Source organism: Pseudomonas sp. BIOMIG1BAC, from assembly GCF_001705995.2.
GTDB classification, from domain to species: Bacteria; Pseudomonadota; Gammaproteobacteria; order Pseudomonadales; family Pseudomonadaceae; genus Aquipseudomonas; species Aquipseudomonas sessilinigenes.
Genome location: NZ_CP049045.1, coordinates 2,821,332 through 2,841,226 on the forward strand (window position 1 = coordinate 2,821,332; position 19,895 = coordinate 2,841,226).

Annotated in this window: 17 protein-coding genes and 1 pseudogene; 3 read left to right on the forward strand and 15 right to left on the reverse strand. The window is 66.7% G+C overall.

From position 1 onward, the window contains the following. Nucleotides 1–2: 2 nt before the first annotated feature. The 6 genes from ATY02_RS13555 to ATY02_RS13580 form a co-directional block, all read right to left on the reverse strand. Nucleotides 3–1,310 carry an MFS transporter gene (locus ATY02_RS13555; RefSeq protein ID WP_068588178.1) on the reverse strand — a complete coding sequence of 436 codons (1,308 nt, stop codon included), beginning with the start codon at nt 1,308–1,310 and terminating at the stop codon, nt 3–5. Nucleotides 1,311–1,364: 54 nt separating this feature from the next. Continuing rightward, entirely contained in the window at nt 1,365–1,751 is a 387-nt protein-coding gene (locus tag ATY02_RS13560; protein ID WP_068588180.1) for a 5-carboxymethyl-2-hydroxymuconate Delta-isomerase, read from the reverse strand. A gap of 134 nt (nt 1,752–1,885) precedes the next feature. Then, a complete protein-coding gene (gene hpaD / locus ATY02_RS13565; protein WP_053130720.1) occupies nt 1,886–2,743 on the reverse strand; it encodes a 3,4-dihydroxyphenylacetate 2,3-dioxygenase in 858 nt (285 codons plus the stop codon). 54 nt (nt 2,744–2,797) lie between these two features. Continuing rightward, on the reverse strand, nt 2,798–4,258 hold the full coding sequence (gene hpaE / locus ATY02_RS13570) for a 5-carboxymethyl-2-hydroxymuconate semialdehyde dehydrogenase (RefSeq protein WP_053130717.1): 1,461 nt from the start codon (nt 4,256–4,258) through the stop codon (nt 2,798–2,800). Then, a complete protein-coding gene (locus ATY02_RS13575; protein WP_068588183.1) occupies nt 4,255–5,034 on the reverse strand; it encodes a fumarylacetoacetate hydrolase family protein in 780 nt (259 codons plus the stop codon). The genes hpaE and ATY02_RS13575 overlap by 4 nt, the downstream gene beginning before the upstream one ends. After that, nucleotides 5,031–5,702, reverse strand: a complete 672-nt coding sequence (locus ATY02_RS13580) for a fumarylacetoacetate hydrolase family protein (protein WP_068588186.1) — start codon at nt 5,700–5,702, stop codon at nt 5,031–5,033. The genes ATY02_RS13575 and ATY02_RS13580 overlap by 4 nt, the downstream gene beginning before the upstream one ends. Before the next feature lie 205 nt (nt 5,703–5,907). On the opposite strand from ATY02_RS13580, the gene hpaA reads away from it, so the two are divergent. Together hpaA and ATY02_RS13590 are read left to right on the forward strand one after the other, a co-directional pair. Next, nucleotides 5,908–6,828 (forward strand): 4-hydroxyphenylacetate catabolism regulatory protein HpaA, encoded by a 921-nt coding sequence (gene hpaA / locus ATY02_RS13585; RefSeq protein WP_068588190.1) that lies wholly within the window; start codon nt 5,908–5,910, stop codon nt 6,826–6,828. Between the two features lie 110 nt (nt 6,829–6,938). After that, on the forward strand, nt 6,939–8,030 hold the full coding sequence (locus tag ATY02_RS13590; RefSeq protein WP_068588193.1) for a DUF1176 domain-containing protein: 1,092 nt from the start codon (nt 6,939–6,941) through the stop codon (nt 8,028–8,030). Nucleotides 8,031–8,038: 8 nt separating this feature from the next. On the opposite strand, the gene ATY02_RS13595 is transcribed toward ATY02_RS13590, so the two are convergent. The 5 genes from ATY02_RS13595 to ATY02_RS13615 are packed head-to-tail and all read right to left on the reverse strand — an operon-like array spanning nt 8,039 to nt 13,980. After that, nucleotides 8,039–9,700: a GMC family oxidoreductase gene (locus ATY02_RS13595; RefSeq protein ID WP_068588196.1), complete on the reverse strand. Its 1,662-nt coding sequence runs from the start codon at nt 9,698–9,700 to the stop codon at nt 8,039–8,041. Nucleotides 9,701–9,735: 35 nt separating this feature from the next. Further along, on the reverse strand, nt 9,736–11,037 hold the full coding sequence (locus tag ATY02_RS13600; RefSeq protein WP_068588199.1) for a carbohydrate porin: 1,302 nt from the start codon (nt 11,035–11,037) through the stop codon (nt 9,736–9,738). Nucleotides 11,038–11,087: 50 nt separating this feature from the next. Next, nucleotides 11,088–12,152 (reverse strand): 2,3-butanediol dehydrogenase, encoded by a 1,065-nt coding sequence (locus ATY02_RS13605; protein WP_068588202.1) that lies wholly within the window; start codon nt 12,150–12,152, stop codon nt 11,088–11,090. After that, complete coding sequence (locus ATY02_RS13610) at nt 12,149–13,414, reverse strand: MFS transporter (protein ID WP_068595965.1); 1,266 nt, start codon at nt 13,412–13,414, stop codon at nt 12,149–12,151. Before ATY02_RS13610 ends, ATY02_RS13605 begins: the two co-directional genes overlap by 4 nt. A 32-nt stretch (nt 13,415–13,446) precedes the next feature. Then, nucleotides 13,447–13,980, reverse strand: a complete 534-nt coding sequence (locus ATY02_RS13615) for a 2,4'-dihydroxyacetophenone dioxygenase family protein (protein ID WP_068588209.1) — start codon at nt 13,978–13,980, stop codon at nt 13,447–13,449. A gap of 281 nt (nt 13,981–14,261) precedes the next feature. Here ATY02_RS13615 and ATY02_RS13620 point away from each other — a divergent pair, with 281 nt between their 5' ends. After that, complete coding sequence (locus tag ATY02_RS13620) at nt 14,262–15,236, forward strand: AraC family transcriptional regulator (RefSeq protein ID WP_068588212.1); 975 nt, start codon at nt 14,262–14,264, stop codon at nt 15,234–15,236. A gap of 179 nt (nt 15,237–15,415) precedes the next feature. Here the strand turns inward: ATY02_RS13620 and ATY02_RS13625 are convergent, their stop codons facing one another. The 4 genes and pseudogenes from ATY02_RS13625 to ATY02_RS13640 all read right to left on the reverse strand — a co-directional run bounded on the left by ATY02_RS13625 (nt 15,416) and on the right by ATY02_RS13640 (nt 19,773). Continuing rightward, complete coding sequence (locus tag ATY02_RS13625) at nt 15,416–16,537, reverse strand: class II histone deacetylase (protein ID WP_164823659.1); 1,122 nt, start codon at nt 16,535–16,537, stop codon at nt 15,416–15,418. Nucleotides 16,538–16,564: 27 nt separating this feature from the next. Then, nucleotides 16,565–17,731: an MFS transporter gene (locus ATY02_RS13630; protein ID WP_068588257.1), complete on the reverse strand. Its 1,167-nt coding sequence runs from the start codon at nt 17,729–17,731 to the stop codon at nt 16,565–16,567. A 23-nt stretch (nt 17,732–17,754) separates the two neighbouring features. Next, a pseudogene (locus ATY02_RS13635) lies at nt 17,755–18,658 on the reverse strand (transporter). A 137-nt stretch (nt 18,659–18,795) separates the two neighbouring features. Continuing rightward, entirely contained in the window at nt 18,796–19,773 is a 978-nt protein-coding gene (locus tag ATY02_RS13640; RefSeq protein ID WP_068588218.1) for a helix-turn-helix transcriptional regulator, read from the reverse strand. Between the last annotated feature and the right edge of the window lie 122 nt (nt 19,774–19,895).

A 19,895-nucleotide genomic window follows, 5' to 3' on the forward strand; every position in this document is an offset into this window, starting at 1 on the left:
GTTCATTTCTCTTGTGGATTGACGATAGGGGCCGGTACCCAGAGCACCAGCCAGGCGCCCAGGGCGATCAGCAGAGCCAGGGCATACAGCGCCAGGCTGGCGCTTTGGGTGGCGTCACGCACCACGCCGATCAGGTAAGGCGCGAGGAAGGCCGCGACGCTGCCGAAGGAACTGATCAGGGCGATGCCCGCCGCCTGGGTATTGCTGGCCAGAAAGGCCGGTGGCAGTTGCCAGAACATCGGCAATGCGGCGCTGGCGCCCATGCCCGCCACCACCAGGCCGAACATCACCAGCCAGGGGTTCTGTGGCGCCAGGGCGGTCAGCGCCAAACCCAGGCAGGCCATCAGCAGTGGCACGGCCAGGTGCCAGCGGCGTTCGCGCAGGTGGTCCGAGGAGCGGCCGACCGCCAGCATGAACAGGCAGCCAGCCAGGTAGGGCAGGGCGCTGAGCAGGCCGACGTCGCTGTCCCCGGCCACACCGGAGTGGTGGATCAGGGTCGGCATCCAGAAGGCGATGGTGTTGACCGCCAGCATCACCGCGAAATAGATGCCCACCAGCAGCCAGGCGTGGCGGTCCTTGAGAATGTCGCTGAAGCGGTTGATGGATTTGCGCTGCTCCTCTTGCTGCTGGGCCGTGTGCAACCAGGCCTTTTGCGCGGCGCTGAGCCATGTGGCCTGGTCGATGCTGTCCGGCAATGCCTTGAGCACCAGCAGCCCGAGCAGCACCACCGGCAGGCCCTCGATCAAAAACATCCATTGCCAGCCGCGCAAGCCGCCCCGGTCATGGAAGTTCTCCAGGATCCAGCCCGACAGCGGGCCGCCCAGGACCCCGGCCATGGGCACGGCGATGGCGAATAGCGCGGTGGCCTGGCCACGGCGGTCGGCCGGGAACCAGCGGTTGAGCAGCACCAGGATGCCGGGAAAGAAGCCGGCCTCGGCCACCCCCAGCAAGAAGCGCAGTACATAGAAGCCCCAGGCGTCCTGAACCAGCATCAGCGCGCTGGACAACAGGCCCCAGACCAGCATCAGCAGGGCGATCCAGCGCCGTGGCCCGACCCGCTCCAGGGCCAGGTTGCTGGGCACGCCGAACAGCGCGTAGGCGATGAAGAACAACCCGGCGCCCAGGCCGTAGACGCTGTCGCTGAAGCCCAGGTCCTGGGTCATCTGCAACTTGGCAAAGCCGATGTTGATCCGGTCCAGGTGGGCGAAGATGTAGCAGACGAACAGCAATGGCATCAGGCGCCAGGTGATCTTGCGATAGCAATCGTTGGCCTCGGCCAGCGGGGCCTGGGCAATGGCAGGGCGGGACATGGGCGTGGCCTCGTTGTTGTTCTTGTAGGTTGCGCAAGCCGTGGGTTACGGCGGCTACAGCGACTTGAGGAAGGCGTGGACGTTGTTGTGCTTGAAGTTGAGCTCGGCCTCCAGCTCGCTCATCTCGAACGACAGGGCCAGCAAGCGCTGGGCCTGCAATTGGGCGAAGTGCGCCTTGATGATCTCGAACAGGCCCTCGGCCACCTGGCGCCGGGTTTCAAGGTCGCGCCCGGCCCCCACTTGCAGGCGCATATGGACGAAGGCGTAGTCATGCTTGCCGTCGGCCATGCGCCAGGTGTCCAGGCGCACCCCGCGGCTGCGGATGCCACCCAGGGGGAACACGCCACTGGCGCCCAGGTAGTCGTGGACCTTTTCGAACAGCCCCGGCAGATCGGCCTGGGCTTCGATGTTGTCGGTGTATTCAGCGATGAAATGCGGCACGGGAACCTCCTTTGTGGGCAGCGGCAAGTGGCAAGCCGCAAGCTGCAAGAGGGATCTCCTGTGGCTGGGGCTCGCGGCTCACCGCTGCTCTTGGCGTTTTCTTGCAGCTCGTAGCTAGAAGCTTGTCGCTGCCTTCACAACGGAAAAATGGCGTTGATCTGGCCGGTGCCGGAGCTGCCGAACAGCGGCGTGACGATCTCGGCCGGGCGGTTGTACTCGGGGCCGCCCAGCAGCCCGAGGAGCATCGCCGTGTCGTGCATCTTGCCTTCGCCATAGCAGTGCTCGGCGTAGTCGGGGAGCATCGCGCAGAACTCGCGGAAGCGGCCCTGCTGCCACAACTCCACCACGCGCTGGTCGACCTGTTTGTCGAATTCCCGGGTCCAGTTGTGGATGTTGGCCTCGGCCTCGCGGTCATCGGAAAACCGGTGGGACAGGGAGCCGGAGGCCAGCACCAGGACCTTGCGGTCGCTCTTCTCGATGGCCCGGCGCACGGCGGCGCCGAAGGTGAAGCTGTCGGCCAGCTTGTGCCAGGCGCACCAGGCGGCGATGGACACCACCTGGAAATGCTCGGCGGCGGGCACGTCCATGTGCATGTAGCGCATGGGCACCAGGGTCCCGTACTCCAGCTCCAGGCTGGGGATGTTATGGGCCAGGGTGCGCACGTCGGCGGCGTTGGCCTCGGCGGCGATCAACTCCCCCAGCGCCGGGCAGCCCGGGTAGTCGTAGGTCATGTTCTTGATGAAGTGCGGCAGTTCGTTGCTGGTGTAGGTGCCGTTGAACACCTCGCCGCAATTGATGTGGTAGCCGCTGTTGACCAGCCAGTGCACATCGAACACCACCGCGGTGTCGGCGCCCAGGGCCCGGGCCCGGCGAGCGATTTCCTTGTGCCCGGCGATGGCCGCCTCGCGGCAGCCGTGGTGCTTGCCCGGCAACTCGGACAGGTACATCGATGGAACGTGGCAGACCTTGGCGGCCATGACGACTTCGCCCATGGTGCTTCTCCTGAAACATCTTATTGTTGGGGGGATCCGGGACGGTCCTGAACCTTACACGCCCCAGCGCGGGATGTGGTGGCTGCCCATGGAGAGGCAGACGTTCTTGATCTCGGCGAACACCTCGAAGCTGTATTCACCCCCTTCGCGCCCGGTGCCCGAGCCTTTGACGCCGCCGAATGGCTGGCGCAGGTCGCGCACGTTCTGGCTGTTGATGAACACCATGCCGGCCTCGATGCCCCGGGCCAGGCGGTGGGCCTTGCCGATGTCCTGGGTCCAGATGTAGGACGCCAGGCCGTACTCGGTGTCGTTGGCCAGGGCCAGGGCCTCGGCTTCGTCCTTGAACGGGATCAGGCACACCACCGGGCCGAAGATCTCTTCCTGGGCGATGCGCATCTTGTTGTCCACGTCGGCAAACACCGTGGGCTGGATGAACTGCCCGCGCGACAGGTGCGCCGGCAGGCCGGCCGGCCGCTCCAGGCCACCGGCCAGCAGGGTCGCGCCTTCCTCGATGCCGATGCGGATGTAGCCGGTGACCTTGTCGTAGTGCTGCTGGGTGATCATCGAGCCGACCTGGGTCTTGGGGTCCGTCGGGTCACCGACGATCAGGCGCTTGGCCCGGGCCGCGAACTCCTTGACGAACTGCGGGTACACGCTTTGCTGGATGAAGATCCGGCTGCCGGCGGTGCAGCGCTCGCCATTGAGCGAGAAGATGGTGAACAGCGCGGCGTCCAGGGCCCGTTCCAGGTCGGCATCCTCGAAGATCAGCACCGGCGATTTGCCCCCCAGTTCCATGGAGTACTTCTTCAGGCCCGCGGTCTGCATGATCTTCTTGCCGGTGGCAGTGCCGCCAGTGAAGGAAATGGCGCGCACATCCGGGTGGCGCACCAGGGCATCGCCGGCGGTGGCGCCATAGCCCTGGATCACGTTGAGCACGCCATTGGGGATTCCGGCCTCGACTGCCAGGCGTCCCAGTTCATTGGCGGTCAGCGGCGACAGTTCGCTCATCTTCAGCACCGCAGTGTTGCCCAGGGCCAGGCAGGGCGCGGTCTTCCAGGTGGCGGTCATGAACGGCACGTTCCACGGCGACACCAGGGCGCAGACCCCCACCGGCTGGTACAGGGTGTAGTTGAGCATCTGGTCGTCCACCGGGTAGCTGTGGCCATCCATGCGGGTGCAGACCTCGGCGAAGAAGTCGAAGTTGTGCGAGGCCCGGGGAATCAGCACGTTGCGCGTCTGGTGGATCGGCAGGCCGGTGTCCAGGGTCTCCAGCTCCGCCAGTTGCGGCACGTTCTGGTCGATCAGCTCTCCCAGGCGGCGCATCAGGCGTGCGCGCTCCTTGGCCGGGGTGTTGGCCCATTTCGGGAACGCTTCCTTGGCCGCGGCCACTGCACGGGCCACTTCCTCGGCGCCACCGCTGGCGACTTCGCCGATGGCCTCGCCGGTGGCCGGGTTGTAGTTGACGAAGGTGTCGCGGCTTGCGACTTCGCGGCCGTCGATCCAATGCTTGATCATGCTGTTGCCCCTTGTGCTGGATGGGCGAAGAACTCGGCTTCGCTGACGATTCGGTTGACCAGGCGCCCCACGCCTTGCACTTCCACCACCACTTCATCGCCGGGCACCACGTCGGCCAGGCCCTCGGGGGTGCCGGTGGCGATCATGTCGCCCGGTTGCAGGGTCATGAAGCTGGAGAAGTATTCGATCAGGTAGGGAATGTCGAAGATCATGTCCGCAGTGGTGCCTTCCTGCTTCAGCTCGCCGTTGATCCAGGTGCGCAGCTTCAGGTTGCCGGGGTCGGGTACGTCGCTGACGTCGACGATCCAGGGGCCCACCGGGGTGGTGGCATCGCGGTTCTTCACCCGCAGGTTGGGGCGGTAGTAGTTTTCCAGGTAGTCGCGGATGGCGTAGTCGTTGCACACCGTGTAGCCGGCCAGGTAGTCGAGGGCATCCTCGCGCTTGACGTTCTTCGCCGGCTTGCCGATGACCGCCACCAGCTCGCACTCGTAGTGCATGTAGGCCACGCCATCCGGGCGCCAGGTCCGCTGGTTGTGGCCGGTGTAGGTGCCCGGCGACTTGATGAACGCCAGGGGCTCGGTGGGCGGGGTGAAGGCCAGTTCGCGGGCGTGGTCGGCATAGTTCAGGCCCAGGGCGAACATGTTGCCGGTGGCGGGCGGCAGCCAGGTGACCTGTTGCTCACCCAGCACGCGGCCATCGGCCAGGCGCACGTTGTGCTGGTCGTCGACCTGGACCTTGTGAGCCTTTCCTTCGAACAGGATGCGGGCGTGTTTCATGGGCGGGCCTCCTGTGGCGCGACGATGTGGTTGGTGAGGCGGCCCAGGCCGCTGATCTCGATATCGACCCGATCACCGGGCTGCACGTCGACCCGGCCTTCGGGGGTACCGGTGAGCAGCACATCGCCGACGTCCAGGGTCATGAATTCGCTGAGCTCGGCGATCAGCCGGGCTACGCTGCGGACCTGGTTGGCGGTGGTGTTTTCCTGCACCACCTGGCCATTGACCAGCAGCTTGATGGTCAGCGCCTGCGGGTCGGCGACCTCGGCGACCGGCACCAGGACCGGGCCCAGGGCGCAGAAGCCATCGCGGCACTTGGCCTTGACCGCCGGGCGGTAGTAGCTGTCCTCCGGCAGGCTGAATTCGTTGGCGATGGTGTAACCGGCCACGTGCTCCAGAGCCTGGGCCTCGCTGACCCGGCTGGCGCGCTTGCCGATTACCACGGCCAGGGCCGGGCCCGGTTGCAGGCGTTCGCCGGCCGGATGCTCGACAGCACCGTCGTGCTGGTTGCGGGTGTTAGGGGTCTTGATGAACAGCACCGGCTTCACCGGTGGCTTCTGGTAGGGCGGCTGGCTGAAGCGCTCTAGGTGCTCGTGCAGCAACCCCTGGTAGTTCAGCGCCACGCCGAACAGGGTGCCGCCAGCGTGGTCGTTCAAGGCTCGGCTCATCGAGCGTCTCCTGGTTGCGGGTCTCGGGGCCCGTGCGGCACTTGCCGGTCGCGGGGTGAATTCGTTAATGTGTTAACGTTATATTTAATATGTTAACGATCGTCAAGCAGCTGTCTTGCCTGTTGTGCCGCACCCTGGCGGGCAAGTGGCGAATCACCCAGGATGGCCCAGGCCCGCGTGCTGAAAACAACAAGAGAGGGGCACCATGCACCCACGCCAACCGATCCCCAACATCAACATCGGCCAGGTCCACGACCAGCGTTACGCCGATGCCCAGGTGCACTACGACAAGCTGAGCAACCTGGCCGGTTTTTTCGGCCGCAACATGCCGGTGCACCGCCATGACCGATTCTTCCAGGTGCACTACGTGCAAAGTGGCGCGGTGCGGGTCTACCTGGACGACCGGCAATACCTGGAGTCCGGGCCGATGTTCTTCCTCACGCCGCCGACCATCGCCCACGCCTTCGTTACCGAGGCCGATGCCGAGGGCCATGTACTCACGGTGCGCCAACAACTGGTATGGGAGTTGATCGGCGCGGACCCGGCTCTGGCCCCGGCTCCCCAGGTGCCGCCGGCGTGCGTGGCCCTGGGCCGGCTCGGTGCCGGGTTCGCTGGCGAGGTGCGGCGCCTGGAGTGCCTGTTCCATGAGTTGCAGCAGGAGATCGACGGGCAGGGGGCCGGGCGCGAGCCGGCGCTGCAAGCCTTGACCCGGTTGCTGCTGATCAGCCTGCTGCGGCTCTCGGCCAACTCCCTGGAAGCCCGCCCGGCGCGCCACGAAGACCTGCAGATCTTCCATCGCTTCAACGAACTGATCGAGGCGCACTACCTGGAACACTGGCCCCTGGGGCGCTATGCCGGGCAGATCGGGGTGACCGAGGCGCGGCTCAACGATGTCTGCCGGCGCATCGCCGACTTGCCGTCCAAGCACTTGGTGTACGAACGCCTGATGCAGGAAGCCAAGCGCCTGTTGTTGTTCACCGGCAATTCGGCCAACGAAATCTGCTACCAACTGGGGTTCAAGGATCCGGCCTATTTCAGCCGGTTCTTCCAGCGTTATGCCAAGGCCGCTCCGGGCGAGTATCGGGCGCGCCAGGGGCTGGTCACGTCGCCTGTGCCGGGTCACTGAGTACAGCCGCCGGGCTGGGTGGGCAGGCGCCGCCCGCAGGCCTTGCCAGTGGTATTCGAAACCTGGCGAGCGTGGCAGAATCCGCGCCTTTTCCGACAAGGAGCGTCGTCATGCTGCGTCCCGTTGCGTTGTCCCTGCTGATGCTTGGCGCCATGGCCTGCCAGGCCCGGGAGCTGCCCGAGCTGACGCCGTTGTGGCAGCAGCAGAAGGGCTGGATCAGCGCGTGCGACAACCGCCGCGATTGCCAACTGCTCTATGTGCCGAACATCGAGTTTGCCGAGCAGGTCAACCACCTGACGCTGATCATCCGCAGCCAGGCCGGCCCCGAGGGGCGGGTGCAACTGCAACTGGAACACCAGGGGGCGCCATTCGATCTGCAGACGCTGCGCCTGGATGGCCAGCCGCTGGAGCCCGGCTTGTTGGCAGCCCTGGTCCTGGAGCCGGAAGCCCCCGACAGCACCCGCGAGCAGCAGTACTACCGGGTTGACGATCAGGCCCTGGCCCGTCAGTGGCTGGCGCGGCTGCAGGCCGGCCACGTGCTGGAGCTGCCGGGCGAGGAACCGGCCCAGGTGCTCCTGACGGCTCTGCCGCACTTGCTGCACCGGGTGGACCAGGTCCAGCACCGCCAGGACACGGTCAGTGCCCTGGCGGTGCCCGGCGAGCAGCCAGCGAGCTCGGTGCCCAGGGTCCAGCCGCCCCGGGCATTGCGTCCCTATCCGGGGGTGACGCCCCTTGGCGCTCAGGAACGGGCCGGGCTGCTGGCGGCGGTGCAGGCGGCATTGCCGGCGCCGAAGGCCGCGCAAGACGATGACTACGTCATGCCGCCGAGGATCGAGGTCTATCCCCTGACCGAGCAGCAGGCGCTGGTGTTCGAGTTCTCCGACTGTGGCGCCTACATCTGCCAGTTCGATATCAGCAGTCGTTCGCGGACCGCGCCCCATGGGCTTCAAACCCTGCAGATGCAGGCGCTCCCAGCCGGCAGCGTCGATCATGTGGGCGGCATCAATTATTACCCCGAGACCGGCGAGCTCAGCAGCTTCCTGATGGGGCGCGGGATAGGTGATTGCGGTGAGATGGCCAGCTGGCACTTCGACGGCCAGGCTTTCCAGCTCACCGACTACCGCCGCATGCCCAACTGCAGCGGCCTGGGCTACGACAACTGGCCGGTGCTGTGGAGCGCCGAGGCGCCCAAGCGCCCTTGAACCCTGCATCAGGCACAGGCCTCGTGCTGGGTAGGAGCGCAAGGTAGCGCCTGCGCCGCTCCCAGCAAAAGGTCCGCGGCTTTTTCCCCGATCATGATTGCCGCGGCGTTGGTGTTGCCAGTGATCAGCAGCGGCATGATCGAGGCATCCGCCACCCGCAGCCCTTGCAGGCCATGGACCCGCAACTGGTCGTCCACCACCGCCCACTCGTCATGGCCCATCTTGCAGCTGCCCACCGGGTGGAACACCGTGCCCAGGTTGTGGCGGATCCATTGTTCGACCTGTTCCTGGCTCTGCACCTGCGGGCCGGGCACCAGCTCGTCCTGCAGGTGTTGGGCGAAGGCCCGGGTCGCCGCCAGCCGGCGCACCAGGCGCAGGCCCTCCACCAGCTTGTGCATGTCCTCCGGGTGGCTGAGGAAGTTGGCCTCGATCAGCGGCTTGGCCTGCGGGTCGGCCGAGTTGAGGCGCACCCGGCCACGGCTCTGTGGGTGCATTACCGCCACGTGCAGGCTGATGCCATGGCCGACCGGCACCAGGCGTTGGGGCTGGTTCTTCAATGCCGGGGCGACGATCAGGCCCAGCTCCGGCACCGGCGAGTCCGGGTCCAGGCGCAAGAAGGCCCCGGACTCCACGGTGTTGGACGTCAACGGCCCCCGGCGCCGGGTCAGGTACTGCCAGGGCGAGCGGGCCAGGGGCAGCAAGCCCCGGGGCGACAGGCCGTAGCTCAGCTCGGGACGGCAGCGGTACATCAACACGATGTCCTGGTGGTCCTGCAGGTTATGACCGACCCCGGGCAGGGCATGGCGCTGGGCGATGCCATGGCGCTGCAGTTCCTCGGCAGGCCCGATCCCCGAGAGCAACAACAGTTGCGGCGAGTTGATCGCGCCGGCGCAGAGAATCACCTCGCGCCGCGCCAATAGCTGGCGTGCCTGGCCATCCTGGCTGACTTCCACGCCGTTGGCGCGTTTACCCTCCAGTACTACACGGTGGGTCAGGGTGGAACTGAGCACGGTCAGGTTCGGCCGCTGCAGAATCGGGTGCAGGAATGCGCGGGCCGAGCTGCAGCGTTCGCCGTTGACCTGGGTAACGTGAAAAGGACCGAAACCCTCCTGTTCCGGTCCGTTGAAGTCCGGGTTATAGCTCCAGCCCAATTCCGTGGCGGCTTCGAAGAACACCCGGTTCACCGGACTGGGGCTGCGTTGCTCGGCGACGTTGAGTTCGCCGCCGCGGCCATGCCAGGGCGCATCCCCTGGCTCGAAGTGTTCCGAGCGCTTGAAGTAGGGCAGCAGCTCGTCATGACTCCAGCCCTGGTTGCCGGCGGCGGCCCACTGGTCGTAGTCGTGGCGATGGCCACGGATGTAGATCATGCCGTTGATGGCGCTGGACCCGCCCCAGACCCGGCCCCGGGGGCAGGGGATCGGGCGCCCGCCGCTGGTGGCCTGGGCGCTGAAGGCATGCATCCAGTTCCAGCGCGGGTTGGCGATCAGGCGGATGATGCCCGCCGGCGTGCGTATGTAGGCGCCCGGCAGCAGGCTGCGGTCGCTGGGGCCGGCTTCGATCAGGCACACCTTGAGGCTGGGGTCGGCGGACAGTCGGTTGGCCAGCACGCAACCGGCGGAGCCGGCGCCGACCACGATGTAGTCGTAGCTGTGGGGTGGAGTTTCAGGCATGGCGGTAACCTCGTGGGCAGTCGGGGAAATCCATTTCACAACCCCAGCAGCGAGCCGACGTCCAGGCTCACTTGCAGGCCGACGACAAAGCCGTTGCCGCTCAGCTCGCGGGCTTCGGGGTTGTAGAAATTGTCCGGGTTGATCAAGTACTGGACGCTCGGCTCCAGGGTCAGCTGCCGGGTCAGGGCGATGTTCGCGTTGGCTTCCAGGGCATAGACATTGCGCCGGCCCAGGCGCGGGTCGCCGTCGTTGGCGATCCGTGCCTGCTGTTGGAAGCGCAGCTGGTGATCGTTCAGGCGCAGGTAGCTGGCCTTGAAGTTGAGCTTGTCTTGCGGGCGGTCGAAGGGCGCGAGATAGGTCAGGCCGGCCTCGGCGAAGTGGCTGAAAGGTTGCTTGGCATCGGCCGCCGCCGACAGCGAGCCGAACAGCAGCAAGGCCTGTGGCGCACTGCCTGATCCGCCGTCGGCGCGCCACACAGTCTGCTGGAACTTGAAGAAGGCACCAGCGCTGCCGAAGGCGGTGGCGCCGGTCAGCGGATCTTCCTGCTTGGAGGTGTTGTAGTAGCCGTTGAGCTCGTAGTGAAAGCCATAGCCGTCCTGCCGCTGGCTGCCCACGCCCAGCAGCAGGCTGGTGCCGCTGGCATCGTCGGTACTGAAGTCCAGGCCCTGGCGATGCTTGAGGTAGTCCACCGGGTTGGATTCGAAGGCGCCGCCATGCAGGTACCACTGCGGCGTCACCTGGTACTTCAAGTAGCCGCCCCAGGCCCCGTAGGGTGGCGGCAGGATACCGGTGGAGGCCTCGATGATCGGGTCGTTGCAGGTCACCGTGCTCTCGCAGTTGTAGATGTAGAAGTAGCGCCGGGCGTTGGTCCGCCCCAGGCTCAGGTCGACCTGGCCGTCGAGCCAGGTCTGCTGGTAGGTCAACAGGCTCAACTGGTTGCTGGTCAGGTCGTTGTGGATCGGCGCGCCGCCGAAGTAGCTGCCGGCGGCCCCTTGCCAGTTGCGCGAGGTGGGCACGCCGGTCCCCTGGTCGAGGATGAACAGCGTCTGCTCGACATGCAGGGCCGCCCCGTCCAGGCCGGCGAAGGTTGCAAGGTCGATATCGGCCCCGACGAACAGGTCGCCGCTGTTGCCGAAACTGTGGGGCCGGGGGCCGGTGTCGAGGTTTTTCATCGACAGGCTGAGGAACTGGATATGCGGGGTGATGCCCTGTCCGGCCAGGTAGTCGCCCAGGCCGGCCAGCGGTCCGCTGCGCGGCTCGCTGGCGGTAGCGGCAAGGCCGGGCAGGGGCAACAGCAGGGCGGCCAGCAGCGGGCCGAGTGCATGGGTGGCATTCATGTCGGGTACTCGTTTGTTGTTTTTGTGGTGAGTGATGAACAGCGCCTCGATCAGGCTTCGGCCAGGGCCGGGCTGGGGTTGACCAGCACCTTGATCTGGCGCTTGTCCTGCAGCAGGACCTCGAAACCCTCCGTTACCGCCTGCTCCAGGGACAGGCAGCGGCTGAACAGTCGCGACAGGTCCAGGTCCTTGCTGGCCAGCAGCTCCAGCAACTGCGGATAGACGTCGCGGTAGCCGACGCTGCCCAGCAGGCGCAGCTCGTTGTTGACCAGGTGGAAGGCATCGAATTGCACCTGGCCCATCAGCCCCACCAGCACCGCTTCGCCGCCTTTGCGCAGGCTGTGCAGGGCATGGTCCAGGGTCTGCTGGCTACCGGCCGCCTCGAAGGCGCTGTCCAGCCCGCCATCGCTCAACTGCCGCAGGCGCTGGCGCAAGTCGGGCGCCGCGCCATCCAGGGCCTGGGTGGCGCCCAGTTCCAGGGCCAATTGCCGGCGCCCGGGGTCCAGGTCTACGGCATAGATGCGCTCCACCCCCCGGAGCCGGGCCAGCAGTACCAGTAGCAGGCCGATGGGCCCCAGGCCGAACACCGCGCAACTGGCGCCGGGTTGCAGGCTGCTCTGGTTCAAGGCATGGCAGGCCACGGCCGCCGGTTCCAGCAACGCCGCCTGGCGGAAACTGACGCTATCGGGCAGCCGGTGCAGCATGTAGGCCGGCACCAGCGCCTGTTCGGCAAAACCGCCGTCGCCCATCAGGCCGATGAAACCCATGGACTCACAGAGGTTGTACTGGCCCGCCTGGCAATACTGGCATTGGCCGCAACGGTATTCCGGCTCCACCGCCACCCGCTGGCCGAGCAGCCCGGGATCGACTCCGGGGCCCAGGGCCAGCACCTGGCCGCAGAACTCGTGGCCCAGGGTCAAGGGGGCCCGGCAACCGGACAGCGGATGCGCCTGCTGCTGGGGGATGGAATGCGGGCCATTGGCGTATTCGTGCAGGTCGCTGCCGCAGATGCCGCAATAGGCGACTTGCAGCAGCACCTGGCCAAGGCCGGGCTGGCGCAGTTGTACCTGGCTCAGGCGCAGGTCGCGGGCAGCATGCCAACGCAGTGCTTTCATGGGCGGTCTCCTTGCAGGGTCGGTGAGTGGAGGTTCGCGGCCTGGCGCCGGGCCAGCACCGCCGGCGCGGTCTCCTTGAGCAGCAGGGCCAGGGCCGCGGCCAGCAGCGCGCCGGCGCAGGACATCCACATGACGATCGACAAACCGAAGCGGTCGGCGGCGAAACCGGCGAGGGTCGGGGCGACGAAACCGCCCACCAGCTCACCGATGCCCATGATCAGCCCCAGGGCCGTGGCCATGACTTCCCGGGGCACGGTCTCCGCCGGAATGGTGGCCATGAACAGGGTGAAGCAGCCCAGCCCGGTGTAGGTCAGCAGCATCAGCACGCCCAGCAGCCACGGCGTGGGCGCAAAGAGCAGGGCCAAGGGACAGCAGGCCGCCACCAGCGAGAACAGCACCAGGGTCGGGCGCCGGCCGATGCGGTCGGAAATCGCCGGTACGCCAAACCCCCAGAGCACCCAGGCACCGCCCAGGCAGCTCATCACCGTGCCCATGCTGGCCGGGCTGTAGTCGCGGACCTTGACCAGAAAGGTCGGGGTGAAGGAGATCAACACGATGAACCAGGTCAGGAAGAAGCAGCTGATCAGGGTGCACAGCAGGATGTTGCGGCTCTTGAGCAGCGCCAGCCGGCTGACGCCGTTGCCGCTCGGGCCCTGCATGGGCGCTGCGCGGCTGGGCGCATCCGGCTGGACGTAGCGCCAGATCAGCAGGGCGATCAGCAAGCCGGGCACCAGCGAGATGATGAACGCATGGCGCCAGCCGTAGGCCTCGGCCAGGGCCACCAGGACCGGCGGGCCGATCACCGCCCCCAGCAAACCGGCGGCCGAGCCTTGCAGCAGGCCCATGTTCAGGCCCCGGCGGTGGGGTGAGGAAGCTTCCACCATCAGCGATTGCGACAGTGGCAGGATCGGCCCTTCGGCCAGGCCCATGATGGCGCGAAACAGCAGCAGGCTGAGGAAGCCGGTGACCAGCCCCGACAGCGCCGAACACAGCGAGAACAGCAACACCGCGACGATCAAGAGCGGCTTGCGCCGGCCCCGGCGGTCCGACCAGGCCCCTACCAGCGCCCCGGATACTGCCCAGGCCAGGGCCAGCACCGAGGACAGCAAGCCCAGGTGGCGGTTGCCCAGTTGCAACTCGTCGGCCATGAAGGGGAACAGGAAGGACAGCGCCAGGCGGTCGAAAAATACGAAGCCGAAGGTCAGGAACAGCACCCCCAGCAAGGTGTTCTCGTAGCTGGCCTTGTTGTTTTTATAAGCCATGGTGATTCTCCGCACGCAGGTTGAGGCCGTGATCAGCGAAACAGGGTGTCGATATGGGCCGCGCCCAGGCCGTTCTTTTCGTAGTGCGCACGGCACAGGGCGATGTAGGAGTGCACGTCGAAGTAGCCGTCGGGCTCGCCCTGTTCGTCGAGCCAGATCAGCGGGCCCTTGACGATGAAGAACACCCGCATCGGCTGCTCGTGTTCGTAGGCCACCAGGGTGTGGCCTTCGCCTGGGGTCTCGTAGACGAAGTCGCCGGCGGTGGCGGTCCAATCGTGCTCCAGGTAGCCCCACTTGCCGGACAGGGTGTAGGCGAAGACCTCGTGGGGGTGGTAGTGACGGTTGACCAGCCCGGCGCTGCGGGCCATCAGGATGTCGCACCAGCGGTTCTCGCTGGGGGAGATCCACAGCGGGCGCGAAGACACGGTCTCGGTGAAGGGCACGTACAGGCTCAGGTCGTCGCTGGCGGCGTCGGGCAGGTAGACCTCGGGCTTGGCGTCGGGCTTGAAGCAGTTGGCGATGGGCTGCAGGTCTTTCCAGAACTCTCGGGTGGCGGCTTCAGGCATGGTCGGTCTCTCTTGTTGTCGTGGAGTCGTCGGTGCAATGCCAGCGGGGCTGACGGCACGACTCTAGGCCGGCCGGGGGCGGGTGGTTTGTCCGGATCGGACCGCTTTGTTGTCGGTTTCGGACGGTTGCGCCCTGGCTGCTGCCAGTGGGCGGGGGAAGTTGACAGGGCAAATCATTCAGATATTAATGAATGGCCGCAGGCCACGGGTTCCGTGGCTTCAGGTACCTGGACGGAGCCTTGCCGTCCGGGAAACATCCCGCTGCCATGAGAAGAACAACAATGTCTCCATGCGCCTTGCTCGAAACCCGCCACGCCAGCACCCAGGCCATCGACCGGGACCTGCGCCTGGCATTCTGGGAGGACTACAACGCCAGCACCCTGGTGGGGCTCAAATGCAACTCCTACGCCGAGAGCGGTTTCGCCGCCCGCCAGGACAACCTGCACTTGAGCGCCATGCGCCTGGCGCGGATCGTCGGCAATGAACATGTCGTGGAGCGTGACCGTTCGATGATCCGTGGCGCGCCCAAGGAATCGATCTTCGTCTCCCTGGTCACCGACAGCGGTTCGTTCTTCTACCAGGGTGGCACCTGCCAGTTGCTGCAGCCGGGCGAGCTGGTGGTGTATCGCACCGACAAGCCCTACCTGTTCGGTTTTTCCGCCGCCATGCGCCAGTTCATCTTCGATATTCCCCAGGAGCAGTTCGCCCGCCGTTGCCTGCGGCGCTTCGACCAGCCGTTGAAGATCGGCGGGCAGGGCGGTGGCCAGCGCCTGTTGTTGCGTACCCTGGCCGAGCGCACCCGGGTTTTTTTCCAGCAGCCCTTGTGCGGTGCGGCCGAGGACTACCAGGAGCAGGCCTTCGAACTGCTGGCCAGCCTGATCGCCGGGCAAGTGGGGCAACGGCCGATCAACGCCCTGAGCGCCTCCTACCTGCTGGCGGCCAAGCAGTACATCCAGGAGCACCTGGCGGACCCGGAGTTGAGTTGCGAGCGGGTGGCGGCGCAGGTCGGCGTGTCGCCGCGCCACCTGGCCCGGTTGTTCGCCCTGGAGGAGTGGGTGCCCAGCCGCTTCATCCTGGAGAAGCGCCTGCAACAGGCTCACCAACTGCTGTGCAGCCCCCAGGGGGCTGCGCTGGATATCAGTGAGATCGCCTATCGCCATGGCTTTGCCAGCCAGGCGCACTTCGCCCGGGCCTTCAAGGCCCGCTACCAACGCACGCCCAGTGAGGCGCGGCGCCACGGCCCCACGCCAGCTTGAGGGCGCCTATAAAAACGTAGGCGAGGCAGCCAGCGCAAGGCAAAAACCGGTGAAAAAGCGCAGTTTACAAGGGGTCAATGAGCATTTTGACCGGGCTGGCGCACCAGTCGGTTTTAACGCAGCGATGACAACGCAGGTAGTTTTTAGAGGTGCCCTTGAGCGACCGGGCGCCGCAGGGCTCAGGGCGCGAAGGCCTCCAGCGCCTGGGCCTGGCGCTCCAGCAGCTGGCGTTGCAGGGCCAGCACCGGTTCCTTGGGCTGCTGCAGGCGCACGAACTCCAGCATCGGGTCGGTGACCGCAGTGCGGATGCCTGACAGTGCCTCCAGGGTCGCCAGGCCACAGAACGGCACATAGGCCTCGGAGTAGCCGCCTTCATGCACCAGCACCAGGCGCCCGCCACACAGGCGCGCGGCGGTGTCGCGCAGGCACTGGGTCATCTCGCGGAACGAGTCGCTGTGCAACAGCATCCGCGCCAGCGGGTCCACAGCGTTGGCGTCGTAGCCGCAGGCGACGATGATCAGTTGCGGCTCGAAGCGCTCCAGCGCCGGCACCACGATGCGCTGCATGGCTTGCAGGTAGGCGTCGTGCCCGCCGCCGGGCAGCAGCGGAACGTTGATGTTGTAGCCCAGGCCCGGGCCGCGCCCACGGTCTTGCTCGCCGCCGTAGCCGGCCGGGAAGCAGCCGTCCTGGTGCAGGGACAGGGTCAGTACGTCGGCGCGCTCCTCGAAGATCGCCTGGGTGCCGTTGCCGTGGTGCACGTCCCAGTCGATCACCGCTACTTTGCCCAGGCCGTGGCGGGCCTTGGCCGCCTCGATGGCGATGGCGATGTTGGCCAGGAAGCAGAACCCCATGGCCTGGTCGGCCAGGCAGTGGTGCCCCGGTGGCCGGGACAGGGCGTAGGCGTTGTCAGCCTCGCCGCTGAGCACCGCATCCACCGCGGCGATGGCCAGCCCGGCAGACAATTTGGCGATTTCATAGCTGCCGGGCCCTACTGGCGCCTGGTCGCCCAGGTCACCGCCGCCGGCATCGCTCAGGGCCTTGAAGCGCTGCAGGTAGGCGGCGCCATGGACCCGCAGCAGGTCCTGGTCGCTGGCCGGTTCGGCGCTGCGCAGTTGCAGTTGCCGAGTCAGCCCGCTGACATCCATCAGGCTCTTCAGCCGGCGCTTGGTTTCCGGCGACTCGGCATGTCCGGCGGCTGCCGGTGGCTGCACCCAACCGCCTACCGGCAGGGTCAGGCTGTGGGGGCTGGCGCTGTGCCACAGGCACAGCTCATCGAAGAAAAACGCGGTTTTGCAGGTCATGGTGACATCCATCGTTCAAGAAAACGGTTACGAGCGGGTGGGGCGGCAGCCCAGGACCAGGGCCAGGGACAGCAGGGTGAGGGCGGCGCCGGCCAGCAACAGGCTGTGGAAGCCGCCGCTGCTTTCGATCAGGCGTCCGGCCAGGGCCGGGCCGATGGCCAGGCCGACGCTGATCACCAGGTTGGAGGCGTTCATCAACCGTCCGCTGCGATCCATCTGCGCCATGCGCGCCAACACCAGGGGCAGGATGAAGGTCCAGGTGAACTTGAACACCAGGGCCGCCAGGGCGAAGCGCGCCAGTTGCGGTTGGCCGTACAGCACCAGCACCGAGCCGGCCATCAGGCCGTAGCCCAGCCACAGCAGGCCGCTGCCGGGCAGGCGGTCGCCGAACAAGGTGGCGCACAGGGCACCGACGATGCCCATCAGGGTGGCGATGGCCAGGATGTCGCCGCTGGCCTGGGCCGAGAGCCCCGCCTGGCTGCCAATGGCGCCGATGAAGGTCCAGACCCCGCTCAGGCTGATGTAGAAGGTGAGGATGCCGAGGATGCCCAGGCCGGCCTTGAACCAGGAGATCGGTGGGGCGGGCGTGGCGGCGTCCAGTGACTGTTCGGCGCCGACGGGAAAGCACCGGGCCAGGGGCAGGCAGAGCACCATCAGCAGCGCCAGGATCAGGTAGCAGGCGCCGAGGCCGAAGTGCTCGAACAGCAGCGGTAGCAGGCTCAGGCCAATGGCCCCCAGCACCAGCTGGCCCATCACCCAGAAGCCGTAGGCGCGACTGGGGTTGGGGCTGGCAGCGGCGCTGACCAGGCAGATGATCATCAGCGAGCCGCCGGCCAGGGCGCTGCAAAAACGCGCCACCAGCAACAGCCAATAGTCATGGACCAGCATCGACAGCAGGTTGGCGGCGATGAACAGCACGGCGCTGCACAAGGCTGCGCGGCGCCAGTCCAGGTGCTTGAGCCACCAGATGGCAGGCAGGGTGGCCAGGCTCATGGCTCCCAGCTCGGCGCTGAACAGGTCGCCGATCTGGGTTGGGCTCAGTTGCCACTGGCTGGCCAGTTGCGCGGCGATGGCCGGGGCCATCAGCAGCACCGCGGGGGTGATGGCGGCGAACAGCACGATCGCCGCCAGGAGCCCCAGGGGTTGGCGGGCCGATGGCGCGGTGTCGCTCAGGGCAGGGGTGTGACTATGCATGGACGGGCTTCCTCGGACGGGGGTCAGAACACGTGGACCAGGCGCAACAGGGCGTCGGTGCCGGCGAAACCGTTGTCGGTGGCGACATTGCGCGACAGGCTGAACATCAGTTGGTTGCGCGAATCCAGCCAGTGGCCCAGCTCGAATCCGACCTGGGTGTAGCGCCGGTGGGTGTCGTCGATGCGTCGGTCGTCGATGCGCAGTTCGCCGCCATCGGCCTGGATCAGCCGCAGGGCGCCGTAGGTGCTGGGGGTGAAGTCGTAGGACGCCGTAGGTGCTGGGGGTGAAGTCGTAGGACGCGAAGGCTTGCAGGCGGTACAGCGGGTCCTGCTTGAGGTCGCTGCCCAGGTAGTCATCGTTGGTGGCGTAGAACTGGGCTTCGAGGTTGGCCTCCAGGACCCACTTCTCGCCCAGGCCCTGGGTGTAGTTGTAGACGAAGGTCGCGCCCCAGCGGTTGGCCCCTGGCGAGACCCCGGGCTCGCGGCTGTGGTACTCGCCCACCGGCAGCGTGATCAGGGTCAGCAAGCCGCTGTAGGTGCGGCTTTGCGGCTGGTTGATGAAGAACAGTGTGCCGCCCACCTGGGGATCGCCAAAACCGCTCTGGCGACTACGGCCCGCGGCGCCCGGCAGGCGCGCATCGGTGTCGACGAAGGGCACGATGAACTGCGGCGTGCACAGGGTGCCGCACAGGTCGCTGAAGAATACCTGGCGATAGGCCATGGCATTGACCCGCAGGTCGGCCTTGCCGGTGGTGTCGGCCGGGCCATGGAAGCTGTCGGCGCGGGTGGCGGGCAGGTACAGCACGCCCAGGTTGGTGCCCACCGGGGCGGCGAAGAAGTCCCGGGCGTTGAGATCGGCGGCCTGGGGCGACAGGCTGGCCAGGGTGCTGGCCACGGCAAGCGCGGTACGGATAAGGTTCCTGGTCATGGGCGATGCGTCTCTTGTTGGCGTTGTTGTTCGGCGCAGGGCTTGCCGGCAGGCGGCAGGGACTGGAAACAGGGCAAAGGCTGCCCGTGGCCGTCACAGGCGACGGCGCGAATCAGCGTGGGAAGGCGCGACGAGGGTCAGTCGGGCGGGGCGTGCAGCAGTTGGGCGATGCGCGCCTTGTCCTTGACCCCGAGCTTGCTGTAGATGGCGCGGATGTGATGTCGCACGGTGTTGGGCGACATGCCCAGGTCGCGCGCCACTTCCTTGTAGGTCTTGCCGTCGCCGAAGCTCTGCGCGACCTCGTTTTCCCGGGGGCTGAGCTGGGGCAGCAAGGTGCGGCTGCGGGCCGCCAGCAGGAACAGGTCGCCCACCGCCTGGGACTCCACTTGCAGGCACTTGCCTTCGTAGTTGCCCAGCTCCAAGGGTTGCGGCAGCTGCGGGCCGCTCCAGTGCGGCCATTCGTTGAGCAGCAGTTCGACGAAACCACTCTCGGCGCAGTGCAACACGCCGCGCTGGTCGCAGACCGCCAGGGCCAGGTTGCGCGGCCGGGTGAGTTGCTCGCGGGTGGCCACCAGGGTGCGGATCTGGTTGGCCGAGACCGCCGCCACCAGGTGCAGCATCAGGTTGTCCAGCAGCTCGCAATCCTCCGTGGTGAAACGCGCTGCGCCGGGTTGGCGGTACAGGGCCAGGTGGCTGCTCAGCTGGGTATGGGGATCGATGTGCACCACGCACAGCAGCTCGCCGATGTTGTACAGGCGCCCCAGCCAGTTCAGGCCGGCGCCGTTGTCCGGGTCGGCCATGTCGACGATCACCGACCGGCCCGGTACCTGGTGAACCCGGCTCACGGTGACATCGACATGGCGGATCGATTGCCAGTCCGGCAGGTAGCTGGGGGGCAGGCGGTACAGGTAGCAGCTGTGTTCGTCCGGCACGCCGTCCACCAGGGCCGAGCGGCCCCACCAGGCGCTGTCGAAGGGCAGCAACCTGGCGATGCGGGCCAGGGCGTGCTGGTGCAGGTGTTCGATGTCCTTGTTATGGGCCAGTTGCTGCAAGGCCAGGACCAGTTCGCTGAAGGCCTGCAAGCGGCCGGGCGAAGGAGGCTGGGATCGACTCATGGCGCGGTACCTCGGGGCGACGTTGTTATTGTTTTCGTCACTGAAGGATCGACGGCCGGTACGCCAGGGCAGGCGTGGGCAGGGCCTGGGTCGAGTATCGGCGCCTGGACCGCTGGCCGCCA

Bases quoted from the DNA above. Each gene is read 5' to 3' on its own strand.
- ATY02_RS13555 (WP_068588178.1), bottom strand. From the start codon at position 1,310: ATGTCCCGCCCTGCCATTGCCCAGGCCCCGCTGGCCGAGGCCAACGAT.
- hpaD (WP_053130720.1), bottom strand. From the start codon at position 2,743: ATGGGCGAAGTCGTCATGGCCGCCAAGGTCTGCCACGTTCCATCGATG.
- hpaE (WP_053130717.1), bottom strand. From the start codon at position 4,258: ATGATCAAGCATTGGATCGACGGCCGCGAAGTCGCAAGCCGCGACACC.
- ATY02_RS13575 (WP_068588183.1), bottom strand. From the start codon at position 5,034: ATGAAACACGCCCGCATCCTGTTCGAAGGAAAGGCTCACAAGGTCCAG.
- ATY02_RS13580 (WP_068588186.1), bottom strand. From the start codon at position 5,702: ATGAGCCGAGCCTTGAACGACCACGCTGGCGGCACCCTGTTCGGCGTG.
- hpaA (WP_068588190.1), top strand. From the start codon at position 5,908: ATGCACCCACGCCAACCGATCCCCAACATCAACATCGGCCAGGTCCAC.
- ATY02_RS13590 (WP_068588193.1), top strand. From the start codon at position 6,939: ATGCTGCGTCCCGTTGCGTTGTCCCTGCTGATGCTTGGCGCCATGGCC.
- ATY02_RS13595 (WP_068588196.1), bottom strand. From the start codon at position 9,700: ATGCCTGAAACTCCACCCCACAGCTACGACTACATCGTGGTCGGCGCC.
- ATY02_RS13600 (WP_068588199.1), bottom strand. From the start codon at position 11,037: ATGAATGCCACCCATGCACTCGGCCCGCTGCTGGCCGCCCTGCTGTTG.
- ATY02_RS13605 (WP_068588202.1), bottom strand. From the start codon at position 12,152: ATGAAAGCACTGCGTTGGCATGCTGCCCGCGACCTGCGCCTGAGCCAG.
- ATY02_RS13610 (WP_068595965.1), bottom strand. From the start codon at position 13,414: ATGGCTTATAAAAACAACAAGGCCAGCTACGAGAACACCTTGCTGGGG.
- ATY02_RS13615 (WP_068588209.1), bottom strand. From the start codon at position 13,980: ATGCCTGAAGCCGCCACCCGAGAGTTCTGGAAAGACCTGCAGCCCATC.
- ATY02_RS13620 (WP_068588212.1), top strand. From the start codon at position 14,262: ATGTCTCCATGCGCCTTGCTCGAAACCCGCCACGCCAGCACCCAGGCC.
- ATY02_RS13625 (WP_164823659.1), bottom strand. From the start codon at position 16,537: ATGACCTGCAAAACCGCGTTTTTCTTCGATGAGCTGTGCCTGTGGCAC.
- ATY02_RS13630 (WP_068588257.1), bottom strand. From the start codon at position 17,731: ATGCATAGTCACACCCCTGCCCTGAGCGACACCGCGCCATCGGCCCGC.
- ATY02_RS13640 (WP_068588218.1), bottom strand. From the start codon at position 19,773: ATGAGTCGATCCCAGCCTCCTTCGCCCGGCCGCTTGCAGGCCTTCAGC.